The organism is Pseudomonas oryzihabitans (assembly GCF_032027545.1).
Taxonomy (GTDB): Bacteria; Pseudomonadota; Gammaproteobacteria; order Pseudomonadales; family Pseudomonadaceae; genus Chryseomonas; species Chryseomonas oryzihabitans_F.
On the sequence record NZ_JAVSJB010000004.1, the window covers coordinates 96757 to 118171 of the forward strand.

The 21415-nt window shown below is 66.0% G+C and carries 19 protein-coding genes; 4 read left to right on the forward strand and 15 right to left on the reverse strand.

The genetic code is table 11. From position 1 onward, the window contains the following. Positions 1-192 precede the first annotated feature (192 nt). A complete protein-coding gene (locus tag RND78_RS07795) occupies positions 193-1038 on the forward strand; it encodes an NAD-dependent epimerase/dehydratase family protein (RefSeq protein WP_312727461.1) in 846 nt (281 codons plus the stop codon). A gap of 46 nt (positions 1039-1084) precedes the next feature. On the opposite strand, the gene gltP is transcribed toward RND78_RS07795, so the two are convergent. From gltP to RND78_RS07820, 5 genes are all read right to left on the reverse strand, one after another. Next, complete coding sequence (gene gltP, locus RND78_RS07800; RefSeq protein WP_312727464.1) at positions 1085-2452, reverse strand: glutamate/aspartate:proton symporter GltP; 1368 nt, start codon at positions 2450-2452, stop codon at positions 1085-1087. Positions 2453-2763: 311 nt separating this feature from the next. Continuing rightward, positions 2764-3594, reverse strand: a complete 831-nt coding sequence (locus tag RND78_RS07805) for an aldo/keto reductase (protein WP_312727467.1) — start codon at positions 3592-3594, stop codon at positions 2764-2766. Positions 3595-3663: 69 nt separating this feature from the next. Then, positions 3664-4026, reverse strand: a complete 363-nt coding sequence (locus RND78_RS07810) for a hypothetical protein (RefSeq protein ID WP_312727469.1) — start codon at positions 4024-4026, stop codon at positions 3664-3666. 144 nt (positions 4027-4170) lie between these two features. After that, entirely contained in the window at positions 4171-5370 is a 1200-nt protein-coding gene (fdhA, locus tag RND78_RS07815; RefSeq protein ID WP_059228860.1) for a formaldehyde dehydrogenase, glutathione-independent, read from the reverse strand. Between the two features lie 139 nt (positions 5371-5509). Then, positions 5510-6823, reverse strand: a complete 1314-nt coding sequence (locus RND78_RS07820; protein WP_312727476.1) for an MFS transporter — start codon at positions 6821-6823, stop codon at positions 5510-5512. 484 nt (positions 6824-7307) lie between these two features. On the opposite strand from RND78_RS07820, the gene RND78_RS07825 reads away from it, so the two are divergent. After that, positions 7308-7709 carry an acyl-CoA thioesterase gene (locus RND78_RS07825; RefSeq protein ID WP_058761821.1) on the forward strand — a complete coding sequence of 134 codons (402 nt, stop codon included), beginning with the start codon at positions 7308-7310 and terminating at the stop codon, positions 7707-7709. Positions 7710-7712: 3 nt separating this feature from the next. On the opposite strand, the gene RND78_RS07830 is transcribed toward RND78_RS07825, so the two are convergent. Continuing rightward, positions 7713-8948 (reverse strand): aldose 1-epimerase family protein, encoded by a 1236-nt coding sequence (locus tag RND78_RS07830; protein ID WP_312727478.1) that lies wholly within the window; start codon positions 8946-8948, stop codon positions 7713-7715. A gap of 269 nt (positions 8949-9217) precedes the next feature. Here RND78_RS07830 and RND78_RS07835 point away from each other — a divergent pair, with 269 nt between their 5' ends. Next, complete coding sequence (locus RND78_RS07835) at positions 9218-9652, forward strand: hypothetical protein (protein WP_059228854.1); 435 nt, start codon at positions 9218-9220, stop codon at positions 9650-9652. A 100-nt stretch (positions 9653-9752) separates the two neighbouring features. On the opposite strand, the gene RND78_RS07840 is transcribed toward RND78_RS07835, so the two are convergent. From RND78_RS07840 to RND78_RS07880, 9 genes are all read right to left on the reverse strand, one after another. Then, a complete protein-coding gene (locus RND78_RS07840; protein WP_312727481.1) occupies positions 9753-10439 on the reverse strand; it encodes a DUF2931 family protein in 687 nt (228 codons plus the stop codon). Beyond that, entirely contained in the window at positions 10436-12319 is a 1884-nt protein-coding gene (locus RND78_RS07845) for a PAAR domain-containing protein (RefSeq protein WP_312727484.1), read from the reverse strand. The genes RND78_RS07840 and RND78_RS07845 overlap by 4 nt, the downstream gene beginning before the upstream one ends. A 184-nt stretch (positions 12320-12503) precedes the next feature. After that, complete coding sequence (locus tag RND78_RS07850; RefSeq protein WP_312727486.1) at positions 12504-13904, reverse strand: sugar porter family MFS transporter; 1401 nt, start codon at positions 13902-13904, stop codon at positions 12504-12506. 102 nt (positions 13905-14006) lie between these two features. Continuing rightward, the gene (locus tag RND78_RS07855) at positions 14007-15059 is read right to left on the reverse strand and encodes an SMP-30/gluconolactonase/LRE family protein (RefSeq protein ID WP_312727488.1); all 1053 of its coding nucleotides are present in this window, start codon (positions 15057-15059) and stop codon (positions 14007-14009) included. A gap of 91 nt (positions 15060-15150) precedes the next feature. Beyond that, positions 15151-16476, reverse strand: a complete 1326-nt coding sequence (locus tag RND78_RS07860) for an MFS transporter (RefSeq protein WP_312727489.1) — start codon at positions 16474-16476, stop codon at positions 15151-15153. A gap of 468 nt (positions 16477-16944) precedes the next feature. Then, entirely contained in the window at positions 16945-18093 is a 1149-nt protein-coding gene (gene dgoD / locus RND78_RS07865; protein WP_145011302.1) for a galactonate dehydratase, read from the reverse strand. Between the two features lie 106 nt (positions 18094-18199). Then, positions 18200-18826, reverse strand: coding sequence for a 2-dehydro-3-deoxy-6-phosphogalactonate aldolase (locus RND78_RS07870; RefSeq protein ID WP_312727496.1), 627 nt, complete (start codon positions 18824-18826; stop codon positions 18200-18202). Then, positions 18819-19772 (reverse strand): 2-dehydro-3-deoxygalactonokinase, encoded by a 954-nt coding sequence (locus RND78_RS07875; protein ID WP_312727498.1) that lies wholly within the window; start codon positions 19770-19772, stop codon positions 18819-18821. Before RND78_RS07875 ends, RND78_RS07870 begins: the two co-directional genes overlap by 8 nt. After that, entirely contained in the window at positions 19769-20563 is a 795-nt protein-coding gene (locus RND78_RS07880; RefSeq protein ID WP_312727500.1) for an IclR family transcriptional regulator, read from the reverse strand. The genes RND78_RS07875 and RND78_RS07880 overlap by 4 nt, the downstream gene beginning before the upstream one ends. 159 nt (positions 20564-20722) lie before the next feature. Here RND78_RS07880 and phoB point away from each other — a divergent pair, with 159 nt between their 5' ends. After that, on the forward strand, positions 20723-21412 hold the full coding sequence (phoB, locus tag RND78_RS07885) for a phosphate regulon transcriptional regulator PhoB (protein WP_295465932.1): 690 nt from the start codon (positions 20723-20725) through the stop codon (positions 21410-21412). Positions 21413-21415: the final 3 nt, after the last annotated feature.

Below are 21415 nucleotides of genomic sequence, written 5' to 3' on the forward strand. Positions count from 1 at the left end.
GCTCGGTAATGCTTCGTTGAAAAAGGCCTCGGAATGCTCATTTACCGTTCGTAAACTCCGCTTCCTCAGCCTTTTGATTCGCTAACGCTCACCCTCCGGGCCAGCCTTTGGCTGTTACTCCCGTTGGTCGTTTCGCCTCGCCTGACCTTCGCTCGGCGACTTTTCGTACAGAACCAGAGGAAGGAAACACCGATGAGCACCATCCTGATCGCCGGCTGCGGCGATGTCGGCAGCCGCCTCGGCCTGCAACTGGTCGCCCAGGGCCACCGGGTCTACGGCCTCAGACGCAACGTTGCCGCCCTCCCCGCCGAGCTGCTGCCGGTCGCGGGCGATCTCGCCGACGCCAGGCCACCGTCCGCCTGGCCGCGGGAACCCCTCGACCAGGTAGTCTATGCCACCGCGGCCACCGACCACGACGAAGCCGGCTACCGCGCTGCCTACGTCGACGGCCTGCGGCACCTGCTGGGCTGGCTGAGCGCCTGCGGACAGCATCCGCAGCGGCTGCTGTTCGTCTCCAGCAGCGGCGTCTATGCCCAGCAGGACGGTGCCTGGATCGACGAGACCGCACCGGCCGAACCCCAGCGCTTTTCCGGGCGCCTCCTGCGCGAGGCGGAAGACCTGGCACTCGGCAGTGGCATCCCCGCCACGGTGGTACGCCTGACCGGCATCTACGGCCCCGGACGCGAGGCGCTGCTGCGCCAGGTCCGCGCCGGCGCGCGAGCCGCTCGACAACCGCCGCTGTACGGCAATCGCATCCATGTCGAGGACGCCGCCGGCCTGCTGGCACTGTTGCTGCAGCGGGATCGCGAAGGCGTCGCCCTGGACGAGCTTTACCTGGGGGTGGACGACGATCCTGCCCCCTTGGACGAGGTGGTCGACTGGCTGCGCGCCCGCCTGGGCATCAGCTTCTGGTCGGACGCAGCCGAACTGCGCCGCGCCGGCAGCAAGAGATGCCGCAACGCCCGCGCCCGGGCACTGGGCTGGGAACCGCGCTTCCCCAGCTATCGCGAGGGCTACGCGGCGATTCTCGAAGGCTGAAACGAAGAAGCCCGGCGCAAGGCCGGGCTTCTTTCAGGACGAGCGTTTAGCGCGAGAGATCCAGACCGTCGCGCGGCTGTTCGCTCTGGGCGACCTGTGAAACCTCTTCCTGTACGGCGCCGTTCCTCAGGTGCGGCAGCGCGGCCCAGTAGGCGGCGCCCTTCTCGGCGTCGTAGAGGCCTTCCCACTTGGCGATGACCAGGGCGGCCAGGGCGTTGCCGATGACGTTCAGGGCGGTACGCGCCATGTCCATGATGCGATCCACGCCGGCGATGAAGGCCAGGCCTTCGAGCGGGATGCCGACGCTGCCCAGGGTGGCCAGCAGCACCACGAAGGACACGCCCGGCACGCCGGCGATGCCCTTGGAGGTGACCATCAGGGTCAACACCAGCAGCAGCTGCTGGCCGAGCGACAGGTCGATGCCATAGAGCTGGGCGATGAACAGTGCCGCGATGCTCTGGTAGAGGGTGGAGCCATCCAGGTTGAAGGAGTAGCCGGTGGGCACCACGAAGCTGGTGATGGACTTCGGCGCACCGTAGGCCTCCATCTTCTCGATGATGCGCGGCAGCACGGTTTCCGAGCTGGCGGTGGAATAGGCCAGGATCAGCTCGTCCTTGAGGATGCGGATGATGCGGAAGATCGAGAAGCCGAACAGCTTGGCCACCAGGCCCAGCACGCCGAGGGCGAAGAAGCCGATGGCGACGTAGACCAGCACCACCAGCTTGGCCAGCGGCAGCAGGGAGGCGAAGCCGAAGTTGGCCACGGTAACCGCGATCAGCGCGAAGACGCCGATGGGGGCGTAGTTCATGATCATGTGGGTGACCTTGAACATGGCCTCGGAGATACCCTGGAACACGCGCACCACCGGCTCGCGGGTGGCTTCCGGCAGGGCACCCAGGCCCAGGCCGAACATCACGGCGAAGAAGATGATCGGCAGCATCTCGCCGCGGGCGACGGCGGCGAAGACGTTGGACGGGATCAGGTTGAGGATGGTCGCGATGAAGGCATGGTCATGCTGCACTTCCGCGGTGGTCTTCTGGTACTGGGAGATGTCGGTGGTGCCCAGGGTGCTCATGTCGATGCCGGCACCGGGCTGGACGCTGTCGGCGAAGAACAGGCCGACGACGATGGCCAGGGTGGTGACGATCTCGAAATAGAGGATGGTCTTCAGCCCGATGCGGCCCAGCTTCTTGGAATCGCCGACGCCAGCGATGCCGACCACCAGGGTGGCGATGACGATGGGCACCACGATCATCTTGATCAGCCGGATGAAGATGTCACCCGCCGGCTTGAGGACGTTCGAGATCCACCAGGCCTTCTCGGCGCTGAAGTGATTGAGCAGTGCGCCGACGGCGATCCCCAGCACGAGGCCGATGAGGATCTGCCAGGCGAGGCTGAGCTTGGGCTTGGTCATGTACCGACACCTTTGTTCTAGTTGCTTGAGTTCGGGACGAACGTCACCGGGCCGGTACGAGATGCGCAAGGCGCATGCGATGCCAGCGGAAGGTCTGCGTTCAGGCTGCGGAAACGGCGCTCGAAAAGGACGAGGAGCGCCAAAGCGCTACACCTTTTGCCAGAGCGTTACCGGACGTGTCTAATGCCGCTGTCGCCTGCCCTATGCCGATCCGGCATGAGGCGTCCCGAAAGGGCCGCGCAGCATACAGGCACTGGCGCCTTGCGCGCCAGGCATACAGAGACGCCGCTCATCGCGGCGCCTCGTGAACGTCAGCCGTTGAAGGTGGACGGGTCCGGACCGAGGCGCTTGTCCTCGTTGAGCCCGGCGATCTGTCGCAGGTCCTCGTCGTCCAGGGCGAAGTCGAAGATTTGCATGTTCTCTTCGATACGCGCGGGCGTCTTGGACTTGGGAAAGATGATGTTGCCGAGCTGGATGTGCCAGCGCAGCACCACCTGGGCCGGGGTCTTGCCATGCTTGGCCGCCAGGCGCTGCAATACCGGGTTGCCCAGCAGCTCGCCACCCTGGGCCAGCGGGCTCCAGGCTTCGGTGGCGATGCCCTTGTAGGTGTTGAAGTCGCGCAGCTCTTGCTGTTGCAGCAGCGGATGGCATTCGATCTGGTTGACTACCGGCACCACGCCGGTCTCGGTCAGCAGCGTCTCGATGTCGGCCTGGCGGAAGTTGGACACGCCGACGGACTTCACCCGGCCCTGATTGCGCAGCTCGATCAGGGCTTTCCAACTGTCGAGGAACAGGCCCTTCTCCGGCAGCGGCCAGTGGATCAGGTAGAGGTCGACGTGGTCCAGGCCCAGCTTGGCCAGGCTGGCATCGAAGGCGCGCAGGGCGCTGTCGTAGCCCTGGTCGGCATTCCACAGCTTGGTGGTGACGAACAGTTCGTCGCGCGGTAGGCCGGCTTGGGCGATGGCCTGGCCGACGCCCTCTTCGTTGCCGTAGATGGCAGCGGTATCGATATGGCGATAGCCCAGGTCGAGGGCCGTCTTGACCACCCGGGCGGTCTCGTCGGCGGGGGTCTGCCAGACGCCGAGGCCGAATTGCGGAATATGGTGACCGTCGTTGAGCTGGAGACGGGTGATGGCGGACATGCGTCGCTCCTCTGGAATGAATGGATGTCAGAGGTGTGACTGGCGGCGATGGCCTTTTGCTCCCGGTGGCTAGTCGAGACGCATGGCCTCGGGCACGTTGTAGCTTTCCACCCAGCCCAGCAGGGTGCGACCATCCTGCTGCACCTCGACGCGCTTCCAGCGCTGGAAGGAGCGGGTTTCGATCACCCGCACCTGGGTATCGCCGTCAAGGCGCACCAGGGTATTGCGCGCCCGTTCACGGCTACGGTCGTAGACGAAGGGCCACTTGAGGACATCGACCGGACCGCGCAGCAGCCAGCCCTGCCCTTCTTCGGCCAGGCGAAAGGAGACCCCACCCTCGGCGCGGGCGGCATTGCCGCCCAGCAACAGCAGGGACGCCACGAACAGCGAGGGAAGGATACGGCGAAGGGTCGAAAGGACATTCGGAGTCATGCTGGCCTCGTGTGTGGCACCGAAAAAGCAGCGTCCAGGGCGGACGCTGCGGAGGTAGACCCTCTGGTGCGACAAACGACTGCACGGCTTGCCCGAGAAATGCCAAATCGCCAGCACTCTCGGACAAAATCCCCAGTGCGATAGCTAGGCCGCGCTGAACAACCGGTGCGGATCGATGACGAATTTCTTCGGCACGCCCGAATCGAATTCGCTGTAGCCGCGCGGGGCCTCGTCGAGGGTGATCACCTGGACACCGACGATGTCGGCGATCTTGATGCGATCCCACATGATCGCCTGCATCAACTGGCGGTTGTACTTCATCACCGGGGTCTGGCCGGTGTGGAAGCTGTGGGACTTGGCCCAGCCCAGGCCGAAGCGGATGCTCAGGGCGCCCTGCTTGGCGGCGGCGTCGACGGCGCCCGGATCGTCGGTGACGTAGAGACCGGGGATGCCGATCTTGCCGGCGACGCGAACGATGCCCATCAGCGAGTTCAGCACCGTGGCCGGCGCCTCGCTCTTGGCGCCTTCGTGACCATGGCCGCGAGCCTCGAAGCCAACGGCGTCGACGGCGCAATCCACCTCCGGAGTACCCAGCAGCGCAGCGATCTGCTCGTGCAGCGGGGTGTCCTGGGACAGGTCGGCGATCTCGAAGCCCTGGGCCTTGGCATGGGCCAGGCGCACCGGATTGACGTCGCCGACGATGACCACGGCAGCGCCCAGCAGGCGGGCCGAGGCCGCGGCGGCCAGGCCGACGGGACCGGCACCGGCCACGTAGACGCTGGTGCCCGGGCCGACGCCGGCGGTGACGGCTCCGTGGTAGCCGGTGGGCAGGATGTCGGACAGGCAGGTCAGGTCACGGATCTTCTCCATGGCCGCGTCGCGATTCGGCAGTTTCAGCAGGTTGAAGTCGGCATAGGGGACCAGCACGTACTCCGCCTGGCCGCCGACCCAGCCACCCATGTCGACGTAGCCGTAGGCACCGCCGGCGCGGGAGGGGTTGACGGTCAGGCAGACGCCGGTGTCCTGCTCCTTGCAGGTACGGCAGCGACCGCAGGCCACGTTGAACGGGACCGAGACCAGGTCGCCTACCTTGAGGGTTTCGACATCGCGGCCCGCTTCGATCACCTCGCCGGTGATCTCATGGCCGAGCACCAGGCCTTCGGGCGCGGTGGTCCGGCCGCGCACCATGTGCTGGTCGGAGCCGCAGATGTTGGTGGAGACCACGCGCAGGATGACGCCGTGGTCGATACGCTTGCCTTGCGGGGTTTCCATCTTGGGATAGGGGATGGTCTGCACCTCGACCTTGCCCGCCCCCAGATAGACGACGCCACGATTACCGGACATGTTGCACCTCGCTCTTATTGTTGGACTGGCTGTAGCGCTTCGAGCCTAGTCCTCGCGAGGCGAGACGTCTGTGGGGATGACGTTTTTGGCGATGCCGAGGTCGCCCAGGCCGCCACGACCGGCGGCCTGGGCGTCGCGATCAGGCAGTGGCCAGGGCAGCAGCGCGGCGTTCGCGACCGAGCAGATAGAAGCCGATGCCGACCCCCAGCAGGGCCAGGCCCGTGACGTACCAGGCCGGGCCCAGCGGGTGCTGCTTGAGCATCAGGGTGACGACCATGGGCGTCAGCCCGCCGAAGATGGCGTAGGCGACGTTGTAGGAGAACGACAGTCCCGAGAAGCGCACCTTGGGCGGGAAGGCCAGCACCATCACCCGCGGTACCCCACCGATCACGCCCACCGCGGCACCGGCGAAGGCATAGAGCGGGAACAGCCACTCCGGATGAGTCTTCAGCCCCGCATAGAGCGCCCAACTGGCCACCGCCAGCAGCAGACCGCCGACGATGAACACCGGGCCGCTGCCGAAGCGATCGGACAGGGCGCCGGAGAGGATGCAACCGAGGGTCAGGAAGACGATCGCCAGGCTGTTGGCCTTGAGCGCCAGGGCGGCGGAGAAGCCGTACTGGGTCTGCAGCAGGGTCGGGGTCATGAGGATGACCACGACGATGCCGGCAGTGAGCATCCAGGTCAGCAGCATGGACAGCACCACGCTGCCGGGGTGGTCGCGCAGCACGGCCTTGAGCGGCACCTCCTCGGCCAAGGACTTGTGGATCGCCAGCTCGGCGAACACCGGCGTCTCGTGCAGCCAGCGGCGCAGGTAGACCGAGAACAGGCCGAAGATACCGCCTACCAGGAAGGGTAGGCGCCAGGCGTAGTCGGCCACTTCCAACGGGGTGAAGACGGTATTGATCAGGGTCGCCATCAGCGAGCCGAGCAGGATGCCGAAGGTGAGGCCGGCGGTGAGGGTGCCGCAGGCATAGCCGACGTGCTTGCCGGGGACGTGTTCGGAGACGAACACCCAGGCGCCGGGTACCTCGCCACCGATGGCCGCGCCCTGGATGATGCGCAGCACCAGCAGCAGGATGGGCCCACCTACGCCGATCTGGGCGTAGGTGGGCATCAGGCCCATGCCCAGGGTGGGCAGGGCCATCATGAAGATGCTCAGGGTGAACATCTTCTTGCGCCCGAGCAGGTCACCGAAGTGGGCCATGACGATGCCGCCCAGAGGGCGCGCCAGGTAGCCGGCGGCGAAGATGCCGAAGGTCTGCAGCTGCCGCAGCCATTCGGGCATGTCGGCGGGGAAGAACAGTTTCCCCACCACCGCAGCGAAGAAGACGAAGATGACGAAGTCGTAGAACTCCAGGGCGCCACCCAGGGCGGACAGCGACAGGGTCTTGTAGTCGCTACGGCCCAGGGGGCGCGACGTGAGGGGCGCGGAGGCGGATTGCAGTTTCATCGGAGATCCCGGACAGAAGAGGAGCGCAAAGGGAATTCGGCCTCTGGCATCCCTCCGGGTGTAGCGGACAAGACGCGGCCCCGAGTGACGTTCCGCCTGGGACGGATGGGGTAAGGATCGGGCGGGCCGCCGGATGGGCGCCGGACCTGCACTGCACCGCGCGTGCCCTTGTGGAGCCGCGCGGCAGCAGGTCTGACCGATCGTTACCTGATCACCGGACGTGCCTGGCCCTCTGGATTGCCTGGCCGGGCACGGATACCACGATAGCAAATCTGCAAGGAATTTCCGCTATAGATTCAGCTGGCATTCAGCCGCCATCTGCCGAGATATCTCGCCCCTACTCTCGGCGAAAGCGGTCGAGCGGCTCTGCCACAGGCGTTATACTTTAGCCTCCTAACGATCTCCGACGCAGGGATTGGCAGCATTCTTGCGTGTGGATGGTGAACGTTACCTACCTATCCGGGCTCCCGAGGGCCCTGTCATGATCGAAGAGCTCGAACAAGAAGATCCCATCCCCCAGGGCGACCTGGCCATGCAGATCACCGCCCTGCCCCGCGAGACCAATGGTTTCGGCGACATCTACGGCGGTTGGCTGGTGGCCCAGATGGACCTGGCCGGCAGTGCCATGGCCAGCCGACTGGCCGCTGGACGCGTCGCGACCGTGGCCATCGATCGCATGGCCTTCATGACGCCGGTGCCCGTGGGCGCACAGCTCTCTTTCTATACCAACACCCTGGAGATCGGCCGCAGTTCCATCCAGATCCTCATCGAGGTCTGGAGCGACGATCCCCTGTCCAGCGAGTGGCGCAAGGTGACCGAGGCGGTGTTCGTCTTCGTCGCCATCGATGGCAGCGGACGCACCCGCCCGGTGCCGGCGCGGCGCTAGTCGCTACCTGGCTGCCCCGCTTTCGCTGGCCTGGGGCTCCTGTGCCAGGGGCGTCTCCCGCACCCTCATGGGGCGCCCCTGCTGGATCTTCTCGACCTGGCCGAGCGCCTGTTGGACCGCCGCGGCACTGGGTAGCAGGCGATACTCCAAGATGAAGTCGCGGGTGCCCCCGGCCTCGATACGGGGTACCAGCCCGAGGGCTCGCTGCAGGCTGCGGTTGTAGGAGAAGCTGGTGCCCGGCTCCAGCCCGGTGACGTAGCCCTGGGCCTTGCCATCGGTGTTCTTCCACAGGGTGAAGACCGGCAGCTCGTGTACGTTGAAGGCCAGGGCCACGCCCTGATGGGCACCGCGATCATGCAGGACCGCCAGGCTGCGACCCTGGTCGTCGCCCAGGGGATAGAGGTTGTAGACCGTCTCGCCATAGCCCGGCGTGGGCGCACGGAAGCTCTGCCACTCGCCAAGTTCGCGGCGCGCCCGCGTATCGAAGGGTGACACCTCACGTACCGGCGCAGCGAAACGGCTGCCCTCGCCGAGCAACGGGGGGCCGAAGTTGCTGTGGTAGAGCACTTGATACTCGGCGGCCTGGTCACCCTGGTTGGTCAGGCGATCGTGCAAGGTGAAGCGGGTGGCGCCGGCCTGGGTGACCAGTTCGGTGTCGATGCGGAAGTTGGCCTGCTTGAAGGCCTCCTCGTGCAGCACGCCCTTGAGGCTGATGCGATGGGGTGGCTGCTCATCGATGGTCAGTACCACCTGACTCGCCGGCAGGTAGCTGGCCCGGCCATGCAGGGTCAGCAGCTGACCCTTGTCCAGCCCCGGATGGCCGACCCACTCGAAACCGGCGCGGGCCACCAGTTCGTTGAAGCCCTCCAGCCAGCCCAGGCCGCCGCGGCTCTCCAGGTTGACGAAGGCTGGATTGACCACCTCGCGCACCGGCGAATCCCAGCCCAGCCGCAGGGTGCCGGCCTGGGCGCGCAGGACATTCATGCCGCGGGTGGCGACCACGGTGAGCTGCAGGGCGCCGGTATCGATCTCGATCAGCACCGAGCCCTCCTGGCGTCCGCCGCTCAGGCGATGCATCCCGACGGTGAAGGCCAGGCCGTCGCGAATCCCCAGTCGATCGCTGCTGATGCTCCAGTTCTGCACTGGCTTGTCAGGGGCGATGAGGGTGTATTCCCAGGCCTGGGCGGCGGGCAGGACGCCCGCCAGCAGACAGCCGAACAGCAAACGCGCCTGGATCATGGAGTCCCCTTGCCGATGCACACGGCCGACGCGCGAGCGCGCCGGTAAGCCCCAGTCTAGACCAGTGCGGCCGTCCTGACAGCGCAGTCAGCGGTAGCGGCGAGTCGCAGGCGAAAACCCGCTGAGACCGGTCCGCGGAGTAAGGGTTTCTTCAGCGAAATCAAAGCATTGAGTAAAGACAACCTTTACCCTTCAAACGACCGTTCGGTACTTGCCAGGGCAGCGATTTGGACCGAGGATCGGCTCGTCTCTACCACGGAGTGGACTCCATGAAACCTTCAGCCCTATTCCTGTTGCTAGCCCTGGCGGGCGTTGCCCCGGCCTATGCGGGCAATACCGAAGCCGGACTTGGCGGCGCCGTGGGTGGCGTGCTCGGCACCCTGGTCGGCCAGCAGGTCGGCGGTAGCACCGGTGCGGCCATCGGCGCCGGCGTGGGTGGTGCGGCCGGTGGTGTACTGGGCGCGGATCGCCGCAACAGAACTGAGGCCGCCATCGGCGGTGGCCTGGGTGCAGCCGGTGGCAACGTGATCGGCAATCGGGTCGGCGGCAGCACCGGCGGCCTGGTCGGCGCGGCCCTGGGTGGTGGCGCCGGTAGCGCCCTGGGCAACAATCTGGGTGACGACGGCCGCGACGACCGCCGCTACCGTGACCATCCCGGCAAGGGCTGGAAGCATGCCAAGCATCGTCATCATCGCCATCGCTGAGCGATAGACAAAAAACGCCCGGCACTGCCGGGCGTTTTCGTTTCCACGAGGCGAATGGTATCGCCACCGCCTCTGGCAGCTTTCATCCGACCCCAGTACCTCAAGGGCCGACCGTGGTGTAGGGAATCGGCGCCCACCAGCTGCCATAGGGTACGCCGTACTTGGCAACGTAGCTCTTGACCACTGGCGACAGTGGACGGTACTTGCCATTGGATTTGCCGCCATAGGGCCCTTTGGGCTCGACCTCGGCTTGGAGGGTCAGGACTTCGATGGGGTCGAGGCATGGGCCCATGATCCAAACCTTGACGACACCACCCGGTGCCAGGCCGATGGTGAGGTCCTTGCGATAATCCGAGGTACGACCACTGACGGGACAGTCTGCCGGCAGACGCTCGACCATCTTATTCCGCGCCCAGTCAGGGATAAGGAACACCGCGTGGTAGGTCTGGGGCTCGACCATGGACTGCCAACGCAGCGAAACCACATAGGGCAGGTCCAGGCCGGTCAGGTAGCGGCCAGCGCCCGAACCGATTCTCCTAGGCCAACCCTTGGCAGTAGCCGATAGACTCTCGGGCTGGCCCATGGCAACCACGCCCCCCATGGCCCGGGGAAAGATGAGTCCGTTGACATCGCTGATATTGGCCTGCTCCAGCCAGACTTCCATGTAATTGGGCGCCAGGAAGCCTAGGTACCAGGCAGCGTAGGGCAACTTGGGGTGGGTCGCAGCACTTGAATGGCGGCCGGTCAGGCCCAGCGCCAGGATGAGGCAAAGCAGCCAACGGCTCATTGTGGATAGCCTGCCTGGGGACGATTGGGATAGGCGTAACGCCGACCGTCGGGTGTAGGGGCATGGACGAAGACCGCGTCCACGTTGCCCAGGCCGCGGCCAATCTGAGCCTGCCAGTGGGCGGAGAGATGCACGTAGCGCCCGAACAGCAAGCGCGTTTCAGCCTGATCGAGATTGAGCGCAGCACCCTGAGCATGAGCCTGAAGCTTGGTGGCTATCACCTGAAGCTCATCCGGCAGGCGTAATTCGGGATCCTCATCATCGATGACCGACAGCGGTACCCCGTGGGCACTGGCCAGGCGATGCATCACCCGCAGGTAGACCAAGGACAAGTCCCCCCGCACCCGTCGCTCCAAGCGCACGGCGGCGAAGACCTCGGATTCCGGCAGTTCGCCGCGAGCGGCTGGCAGCCTGGTGCGCCAGGTGTCTAGGGTCAGACTAGCCTGGCCCGGAGCGAACCAGGACGACTGCTGGAGGCGCGCCAGCTCGGCCTGGGCCTGGCGATAGCTCCAGGCGAAGTGACTGTCGGTGCCATAGCGCTCGCGTGAGACGAGCGGTCGGGTCAGCAATAGGCGCTCGGTCATCTCGGCCGGATAGCCACCACCCAGATCGGCATGGGCGCCGGGCAGGACGATGTCCTCGTGTTGGGGCGCGACGCGGGTAAGGGCGAAGTTGCGGCGCTGCTCGTCGTTGGCCACCAATTGCACCACCTTACGCGCGCATCCGGCCGGCAGATAGAGGTTGAGCCCTGGATTGACGGCATTGGCCGGGCTGAAGTCGCCCCGCAAGGGGTCGGCCACTGCCGCGACTGTATCGAGCAGGCCGATGAAGTTGAGCCTTACCTTGGCGCGTTGCCAGGAAAAGCACGGCGCCAGCCCCGTAGCCGCGATACCACCATCGGCCTTGAGCACCTCGTTGGCGAAGTGTCGCGCCGCCGCCGCACCCCGGCTGAAGCCGAAGAGATCGAACTCGATGGCTTCGACGATGACCTCGGGGTTACTACGCTTGAATTGGTCGTACCGTTCCGAAAAAGCGGTTGGAAACGTCCGAACGCAAGCCAGGACGCCAGTGCTCCCAAGGCCGGTACCCATGGATAGAAGGCTATCCGGCTGCCCAGCACGGGTACCGATGCCTTCGATATAAATACGTAGTTTGGCGATTGACTCGTCATCCTCGAGTACACGTTCGGAATCGTTGTTATACAGCCTGAACAACCGCGCAATGTTCGTCTCCGCATTGCCATAGCTACTGTCGGCGTTGCGCATGAACTGCTCGCAGTGCTGCGCAATGCTTTCTGCCTGGTCCTGTCGAAAGCCCAGTTGCTCGGTCCGGCAGGCGGCGCCGGTGGCGGCGTTGAACTGGTTGTTGCCGGTGCCATCGAAGAACACCCCGATACGCAGGGTGATGCGTTGCTCCACCGCACGTTCAAGCTCGCCAGACGAGGTGCCCTGCCCTGTCGGCGTATCAGCCGGGTGACTGGATGAGCTTCCCGGCCCCGGCCGCTCCCGACCGCGCAACCCCAGAGGTGCGCCCCGCCCCGGTGCCCGCCGCACGGGCGCTCCGTTCGCTGCGCAGGCATCAGGAGCCACCCTGCCAGCGCTGGTCCCGCCGCCCGTACCGATGACGACAGTGCCCGAGCCGCCGATCACCACACCGCCATGGTTGGTGACACTGCCCAGCACGGCCGCCGGCTGGCCGTTGATGAGGACGTTGGGGATGACGGCAGCACTCAACGCCGCCCCGCAGCCACAGGCATGGCCCAGGGTGGCGGCGGGCAGGCCGTCGAAGAAGACATTAACTGAGCCCTGGACCAGGGCGGTGGTACCGCATTTGGGGCAGGTGACGGCGTCACCCAGGCGTGCCGCGGGTTTTCCAGACATGACCGATCTCCCTATCGGTAACTGCAGGTGCTGAAAATGCCGCAGGAGAGGCTCTAGAACAAGGCTTTCGCCCGGGTTTGCGTCCACCATCACAAAAGCACCATCGCGGTGGAGCGCACCTTGGCATGGCCAACACAGACGAAAACGCCCGGCACTGCCGGGCGTTTTCGTTTCGCTCTGACCCTTACTGACCCAGGTCGCGCAAGCGCTTGCCCTGCATCAGGTTGCGCTCGATGCGCTCCAGGGTGACGCCCTTGGTTTCCGGCACCAGCAGGAACACCAGGAAGATGAACACCACGTTCAGACCGGCGTAGATCCAGAAGGTGGTGCCCTGGCCCAGGGTACCCAGCATGGTCAGGAAGGTGGCGCCGACGATCATGTTGGCGATCCAGTTGGTAAAGGTGGAGCAGCCGATGCCGAAGTCGCGGCCCTTGAGCGGCTGGACTTCCGAGCACAGGGTCCAGATCAGCGGACCGGCCGACATGGCGAAGCCGACGATGAAGATCAGCAGCATGACCACGGTGAAGGTCTGCTGGCCATGGCTCAGGTTGCCCATGCCGAGCATGGTGCCGACTACGCCCAGGCCTACGGCCATGACCACGAAGCCGGTGTAGAGGATGGGTTTGCGGCCCCACTTGTCGACCAGGAAGATGGCGATGAAGGTGGCCAGCACGTTGGTCAGGCCGACCGCGGCGGTGAACCACATCTGGGCGGCGGTATCGTAGCCCATGCCTTCGAAGATGCGCGGGGCGTAGTACATCACCACGTTCATGCCGGTGAATTGCTGCACCACCTGGAGGAGCACGCCCAGGCCCACCGAGCGACGGAAGTTGGGATTTTCCTTGAACAGCGACCAGCCTTTCTGCGGGACCTTGAGTTGCTCTTCGATTTCCCGGACTTCCTGCTGGATGACCTTTTCGTCACCGCGCAGCCGGTGCAGGACCTTGATGGCTTCCTCTCTGCGACCGGCCATGATCAGCCAGCGCGGACTGTCCGGCAGGGCGAAGACGCCGATCAGGAACAGCACGCCAGGGATGGCGATGATGCCGAGCATCCAGCGCCAGGCTTCGTAGTAGCTGAAGGCGGTGTTGGAGAGAAAGGCCAACAGGATGCCGGCGGTGATCATCAGCTGGTACAGCGAGATCATCGAGCCGCGGATGTTTTCAGGAGCGACTTCGGCCAGGTACAGCGGCGCGGTGAAGGAGGCGATGCCGATGGCCAGGCCCAGCAGGAAGCGGGCGAAGATCAGCATGGTCGGCGAGGTGGCCAGGCCGCACAGCACCGAGCCGACCACGAACAGCACAGCGCCCAGCATCAGCGACTTCTTGCGACCCAGCTTCGCCGACAGCGAACCCGCGCCCAGGGCACCCAGGGCAGCACCGGCCATCATGCTGGAGACGATCCATTCGATCACCTGGTCGGAGATCTGGAATTCCTGCTGGATGAACTTGGTGGCGCCGGAGATCACGCCGATGTCGAGACCGAACATCAGGCCGGCCAGGGCGGCCATCAGGCAGGCGAAGATGGCTTTTGGCTGGGCCTTTTCAGTGACGTGGCCGTCGGCCGTCGTAGTGGTACTGCTCATGGGAGGCTCCTCTCTCGCTTCGTGGGCGATTTTGTTGTCGCGGTGGTTCCGTTTCCGTTTGTTACAGACCTAGCTAACGATTCTTGGTTCGCCGCAGGCCGCTTACCAGAGCCGCGCGGGCTGGGCATTCACATAGGTGGCATAGAGCGAACCGCCGCCGGTGATGAACAGGCGGTTACGCTTGAGCCCGCCGAATTCGACGTTGGAGACGGTTTCCGGCAGGTGCAGGGTGGCCAGCGGCTGGCCGCTCGGATTGAACACCCGCACGCTGTTCTGCTCGGCCGAGCCGGCCCAGCTGCACCAGAGGTTGCCATCGCTGTCGACGCGGAAGCCGTCGATCACGCCCTGATCCTTGGCGTCGATCAATACCTCGCCGCCGCCCAGGCTGCCGTCGTCCTTCACGCTGAACGCCCGTACGTGATTGGGCTTGCCGGGATTGCCACCGCCGGCGGTGTCGCTGATGTAGAGCCGCTTGCCGTCGGGCGCGAAGGCCAGGCCGTTGGGCCGGCCGAAATCGCCCGCCGCTACCGTGGCCTTGCCCTGGGGGTCTATGCGATAGACGTTGGTGGGCAGCTCGAATTCAGCCTTGTGGCCCTCGTAGGCGCCGAGGATGCCGTAGCCCGGATCGGTGAACCAGAGGGCACCATCGGCGCCGACCACCACGTCGTTGGGGGCGTTGAGCGGCTTGCCGTCGAAGCGGTCGAGCAGCACGGTGACGCTGCCGTCGTGCTCGCGGCGGGTGACGCGACGGGTGTCGTGTTCGCAGCTGACCAGGCGCCCCTCGCGGTCTCGGGTGTGGCCGTTGGCGTTGTGCGATTGGTCGTCGTAGATACTGACGTGGCCGTCGTCGGCGCTCCAGCGCATCACCCGGGCATTGGGGATGTCGCTGAACAGCAGGCAGCGCCAGTCGGCCATCCACACCGGCCCCTCGGTCCAGAGACCGCCGGACCAGAGCCGCTCGACGAAGGCATTGCCCAGGCGCCCCTTGAAGGCCTGGTCATGGATCTCCCAGGCGGGATCGGGCATGACGATGGGCGGCTTGCCCTCCCAGTTGCGGGTGAGACCGAATTTGTCTTCGGCCAGGGCGCGGCTGGCGACCAGACCGGCCGAGGCGGCCAGGGAGACGCTGAGGAAGGTGCGACGGGCGAGCGGCATGGGCAGGTTCCTTTATTGTCGTTGTGGGTCCGGCAAGGCCGGTGGCAGAGCGCCTCCGCATTCAGGACAAGAGGCGCCTCTTTAGTCGCCCTTATTCGGGCAGACGTTCAACCTTGCCCACCACCAGGCCATAGCAGAGGGCACCGACCAGCGCGGTCACGCCGATGAAGGCGATGGCCGGGGCGAAGCTGCCGTCCTTGACCAGGAAGCCGATGACGATGGGCACGCAGATGGCCGAGAGGTTGCCGATGAAGTTGAACATCCCACCGGTCAGGCCGATCAGCCGCTCCGGTGCCATGGCCGAGACCATCGACCAGGTGATGGAGGCCAGGCCATTGCCGAAGAAGGCCAGCGCCAGGCAGGCGATGATCAAGGCCGGCGAGTCGACGAAGTTGGCGCCGACGATACTGGTGGAGATCAAGAGGCCACCGATGATCGGCAGCTTGCGCGCCAGGCCCACGGAGGCGCCGCGGCGGACCAGCCAGTCCGACAGCAGCCCCGAGCAGATCACCCCGAGGAAGGCGGCGAGGAAGGGCAGCGAGGCGAGGAAGCCGGCCTTGATGAAGTCCAGGCCGCGGTATTTCACCAGGTAGGTGGGGAACCAGGTCAGGAAGAACCAGAGGGTGGAGTTGAGGCAGAACTGGCCGATGTAGATGCCCCAGAGCTTGCGCTTGTTGAGCACGCTCCAGAGGTCGCGCCACTGGAAGGCGGCGCGGCGGCGGTTCTTCTGCTCCAGGTCGACCAGACCGCCGCCCTCCTGGATCAGTGCGACCTCGGCGGCGTTGGCGCCGCGGAAGTCCTTGGGTTCGCGATAGACCAGGTACCAGATGGCCGCCCAGAGGATGCCCACGCCGCCGGTGACGACGAAGACCATGTGCCAGCCGAAGGTCTGCTGCAGGTAGATCAGCACCGGGGTGAGAAAGGCCAGGCCGACGAACTGGCCGGAGGTGTAGCAGCCGATGGCGGTGGCCCGCTCGCGCTCGGGAAACCAGGTGGTGACCACCCGGTTGTTGATCGGATAGGCCGGTGCCTCCAGGGCGCCCACCGCCAGGCGCAGGACGATCAGGCCGATGAAGCTGCCGACGAAACCGAGGCCGATGGTGGCCAGCGACCAGAGCGCGATGGCGACCGGATAGAGGATGCGCGGGGCGACCTTGTCCACCAGCCAGCCACCGGGGATCTGCATGGCGGCGTAGGTCCAGCCGAAGGCCGAGAGGATCAGGCCCATGTGTACCGGTTCGATGCCCAGGTCCTGCGCCAGGTGCGGCGCGGCGATGGAAAGGTTGCTGCGGTCGAGGTAGTTGATCACCACGGTGACGAACAGCAGCAGCATGATGAAGAAGCGGGCCCGGCTGGGCTTGGCCAGGGTCGGCGCGGCCGTGGCCGCCGCCGGGACGGCGTGGGTGGGGATGGGCATGGCTCGGGTCCTGTAGTTGGCGTTGTGGCGAGCGTTGGTGGTGTTTGCGGATCAGGGCGCCGCGGCAGCCCTCACCCTGGCCCTCTCCCTAAGGGAGGGGGGATGGTCGGTACGGTAGTCGAGCCCCGCGCTCCTGCTCTTGCCCCCTCTCCCCTCGGGAAAGGGCTGGGGTGAGGGGCCAGCGGTGTGCCTGGCCATTAATGGTGGCGTTGCTTTTCCCTCACCCTGGCCCTCTCCCAGAGGGAGAGGGGATGGTCAGTGCGAGCGTCGGGGCCGGAGCTCCTGCTCTTGCCCCTTCTCCCTTGGGGTGAGGGAGCAGCGGCGCCAATCTTCGAAAGCAACGCGTCGCGAGCGCAGGCGGAGCAAGGCGAAAGCCGGTGAGAAAGCGGAGTGCACATCAAGTGCATGAGCATTTCGAACCGGCTTTCAACGCCGCTCCGGCAAGCGCAGCAGCGTTGAATCGAAGATTTACCACTCGGCGAAACTGCCGTCCTTGTGCCGCCATACCGGATTGCGCCAGCGGTGGCCGATGGCGGCGCGCTCCTTGACGAATTCCTCGTTGACCTCCACGCCGAGTCCTGGCCCCTGGGGGATCTTCACGTGGCCGTCACCGTAGTCGAACACCTCGGGATTCTTGATGTAGTCCAGCAGGTCATTGCCCTGGTTGTAGTGGATGCCCAGACTCTGCTCCTGAATGAAGGCGTTGTAGCAGTTGGCGTCCAGCTGCAGGTTGACCGCCAGGGCGATGGGGCCGAGTGGGCAATGCAGGGCGATGGCGACGTCGTAGGCCTCGGCCATGTTGGCGATCTTGCGCGTCTCGGTGATGCCACCGGCATGGGACGGATCGGGCTGCAGGATGTCGACGTAGCCCTCCTGGAGGATGCGCTTGAAGTCCCAGCGCGAGTACAGCCGCTCGCCCAGGGCGATGGGCGTGTTGCTCATCAGGGCGATTTCCTTGAGCGCCTCGTGGTGTTCGCTGAGCACCGGCTCCTCGATGAACATCAGGCGGAACTGCTCCAGTTCCTTGACCAGCACCTTGGCCATGGGCTTGTGCACCCGGCCGTGGAAATCCACGCCGATGCCGAAGTGCGGCCCGCAGGCGTCGCGAATGGCGGCGACGTTGGCGATCACCTGGTCGACCTTGTCGTAGGTGTCGACGAACTGCATCTCTTCGCTGGCGTTCATCTTGATGGCGGTGAAACCCTTGGCCTGGCGCTCCAGCGCCTGGGCCGCGGTCTCGGCCGGGCGGTCGCCGCCGATCCAGGAATAGACGCGGATGCTCTCGCGCACCTGGCCGCCAAGCAGTTCGTGCACCGGTACGCCCAGGGCCTTGCCCTTGATGTCCCACAGCGCCTGGTCGATGCCGGCCAGGGCGCTCATGTGGATGCCGCCGCCGCGATAGAAGCCGCCGCGGTAGAGCACCGTCCAGTGGTCCTCGATGTTGCGCGGGTCCTTGCCGATCAGGTAGTCGGCCAGTTCCTCGACCGCCGCCGCCACGCTGTGGGCGCGGCCTTCCAGCACAGGTTCGCCCCAGCCGTGGATGCCCTCGTCGGTCTCGATCTTGAGAAAGCACCAGCGCGGCGGGACGACATAGGTGGTGAGTTTGGTGATTTTCATGGTGTGCACATCTCGATTTTAATTGTTGGATCGAGGGGGGATCGCGGCCATGGGCCGCTCCTACAGGCACGGACGCCATCGTAGGAGCGGTCCATGACCGCGATAATCAGGAACCTTTGGCTACTCGCCACCCCGCCGCGAAGGCCTGGGCATTGGCACTGACCTGAGCGGCGTTCAGGCCCGGCTTGTACAGCGCCGAGCCGAGGCCGAAGCCGTTGGCGCCGGCGGCCACGTAGGGGCCCATGTTGTCCGGGGTGATGCCGCCCACCGGCAAGAGCGCCAGCTCCTTGGGAAACACCGCGCGCCAGGCCTTGACCACCGCCGGGCCGAGTTGCTCGGCGGGAAACAGCTTGAGGCTGTCGGCCCCGGCCTCAAGGGCGGCGAAGCCTTCCGAGGGGGTGGCCACGCCCGGCGCACTGACCAGGCCGGCGGCCTTGCTGGCGCGGATCACCGCCAGGTTGGCATTGGGTGAGACGATCAACCGGCCGCCGGCGGCGTCCACTTCGGCCACCTGGGCCTCGGTGAGCACGGTGCCGGCGCCGATCAGGCAGCTGTCACCCAGCTCGACGGTGAGCCGGCGGATGCTCTCGAACGGCTGCGGCGAATTGAGCGGGATCTCGATGACGCGAAAGCCGGCGTCGTACAGGGCGCGGCCGACCGCGACGATCTCGTCCGGGGTGACACCGCGCAGGATGGCGATCAGCGGCAGGTCCTTGAGATAGGTATCAAGCATGGGAACCTCCAGAGGCGGGAAGCAGGCCGGCGGCCTGGGCCAGGCGCCAGAGCCCGGCCCGGGTGGCCTGCTCCAAGAGGCGAACCTGATGGATATCGAACAGCGCCAGGGCGTCGCGATAGCGCTGGCAGAGCGCCGCGTCGCCGATCAGCACCAGGGGTGGACAGGGATTGCCCGCGAGGGCGGCGACCTGGCTGCGCAGCTCTTCGCCGATCAGCAGGCCGGAGAGGTAGTCGAGGCTGTGCGCCGCACCCAGCTCTCCGGCCAGCACCCGGCTGCGGGCGGTGAAGAGTCGGCCGAACAGACCCTCGGCGCCGGCATCGCGCGCCGTGGTGAGGCCCAGGCGGAAGGCCTCGGCGCTGGCTTCGGGACCGGCCTCGGCGGCTGGGCGACCGAGAATGGAATGCTCGCGCAAGACGGCGAACAACTCGCCGGTCATGTAGGTGGCGAAGTCGGTGAGACGGCCGTCGCGTACCCGTACCCACTTGCTGTGGGTGCCGGGCAAGACCAGCAGGGCCTCGGCGGCCAGGTCCGGCTCCAGCTCGAGGGCGCCGAACACCTGGGTTTCTTCCCCGCGCAGGACATTGGGCAAGGCGCCGCGCTGCATCACTCCGGGCACCAGGTGGAGGTCGCCGCAGCCGCTGTCCAGGCGCAGCAGGCCGGCGGCCAGGCTGTGGACGTCCGCCGGGCACTCGGCATAGGGCACCTCGCGCCAGCCACCGCGACTGCCGACCATGCCACAGGCGATGGCGGGCAGTTCTGGATGGGCCTCGCGCCAGTCGCCCACCAGGGTGCGATAGGCCGCGGCGAAGTCGCCGTCGGGCACGTGCATGATGCCCCAGGGCCGGCTGCGGGTTTCCAACACGGCGCCCTGGGCGTCGAGCAGTTGGGCACGCAGGGACGAAGTGCCCCAGTCGAGGCCGATGAGGTGCGGGGTGGCGGTCATGCGGGACTCCAGCCGAGTTCGCGGGAAATGGCCCGGGCGCAGGCACTGACCTCGGGCTGCAACTCGTGCAGCCGCGCCTCGGGCATATAGGGAATAGCACTGGCCACGCTCAGGGCCGCGACGATGGCGCCGTCGGCACCGCGGATGGGAGCAGCCACGCAGCGGATGCCCAGTTCGTTCTCTTCCAGGTCCAGGGCATAGCCCTCGGCGGCGTGGCGCCGCAGGCGCGCGTAATAGTCCGCCCAGGGTAGGAAATCCTCGCGCAGGCCGGGCTGGCCGGTTCGCCGGGCCACGCCTTCGCCGTAGAGGGTTTCCCATTCATCTTCGGCGAGATCCAGCATCAGCGCCTTGCCGACCCCGGTCAGTGCCAGCGGCATGCGCAGGCCGACCCGGGATCTCATCTCCAGCCCCCGACTGCCCGGCAGCTTGTCGAGATAGAGGACGTCGCCGCCCTCGCGCACCCCGAGGTGCACGGTGTCGCCACAGTGCTGGGCCAGGCGTTGCAGATGGGGACGCGCCACGCTGGTCAGCGGCAGCTGCTCGCGAGCCTGGTAGCCGAGGGCGATGAGATGGCTGCCGAGGATCAGCCGCCCGCCATCGCTACGCAGGTAGCCAGCCTGGGTCAGGGCGGCGACCAGTCGGTGGGTGGTGCTGCGGGTGCAGCCGATGGCGGCGCCGACCTGCGCCAGGCTGTCGGCACCGGCGGCGACGGCTTCGAGCACGGCCAGGCCACGAAACAGTGCCTGGGCCCCGCTGGGCGCTTCGCCCTTGTTGGAATTGTTGTCGTTCATGGCCTTCACTTTAGAAGGCTCATCAGAAAATCTCAATATGTGATACGTAATCCCATATTGTGGGATAAAAGTTAGATATGACAGCCTTGTCACATAGCTGCAATATTGGCGCTATCTAATGCACGGCACATTGCAAGGACTCGAGAGGCAGAGCGCTCCATGACGGGTAAATCCATCCTGATCGTCGACGATGAGGCGCCCATTCGCGAGATGATCGCCGTGGCCCTGGAAATGGCGGGCTATGAATGCCTGGAGGCGGACAACAGCAAGGACGCCCACGCCCTGATCGTCGATCGCAAGCCCGATCTCATCCTGCTCGACTGGATGCTGCCCGGCACCTCCGGCCTGGAACTGGCCCGCCGCCTCAAGCGCGACGAGCTGACCGACGCCATCCCCATCATCATGCTCACGGCCAAGGGCGACGAGGACAACAAGGTCCAGGGCCTGGAAACCGGTGCCGACGACTACATCACCAAGCCCTTCTCGCCCCGCGAGCTGGTGGCGCGGTTGAAAGCCGTGCTGCGCCGCACCGGGCACCTGGAGAACGACGGCCCGCTGGAGGTCAACGGCCTGGTGCTGGACCCGGTCAGCCACCGGGTGACCATCGACGGTGCGCCGGCCGAGATGGGCCCCACCGAATACCGCCTGCTGCAGTTCTTCATGACCCACCAGGAGCGCGCCTACACCCGCGGCCAGTTGCTCGACCAGGTCTGGGGCGGCAACGTCTATGTCGAGGAGCGCACCGTCGACGTGCACATCCGCCGCCTGCGCAAGGCCCTCGGCGAGACCTACGAAAACCTGGTACAGACGGTGCGCGGCACCGGGTATCGCTTCTCCACCAAACTCTGACCG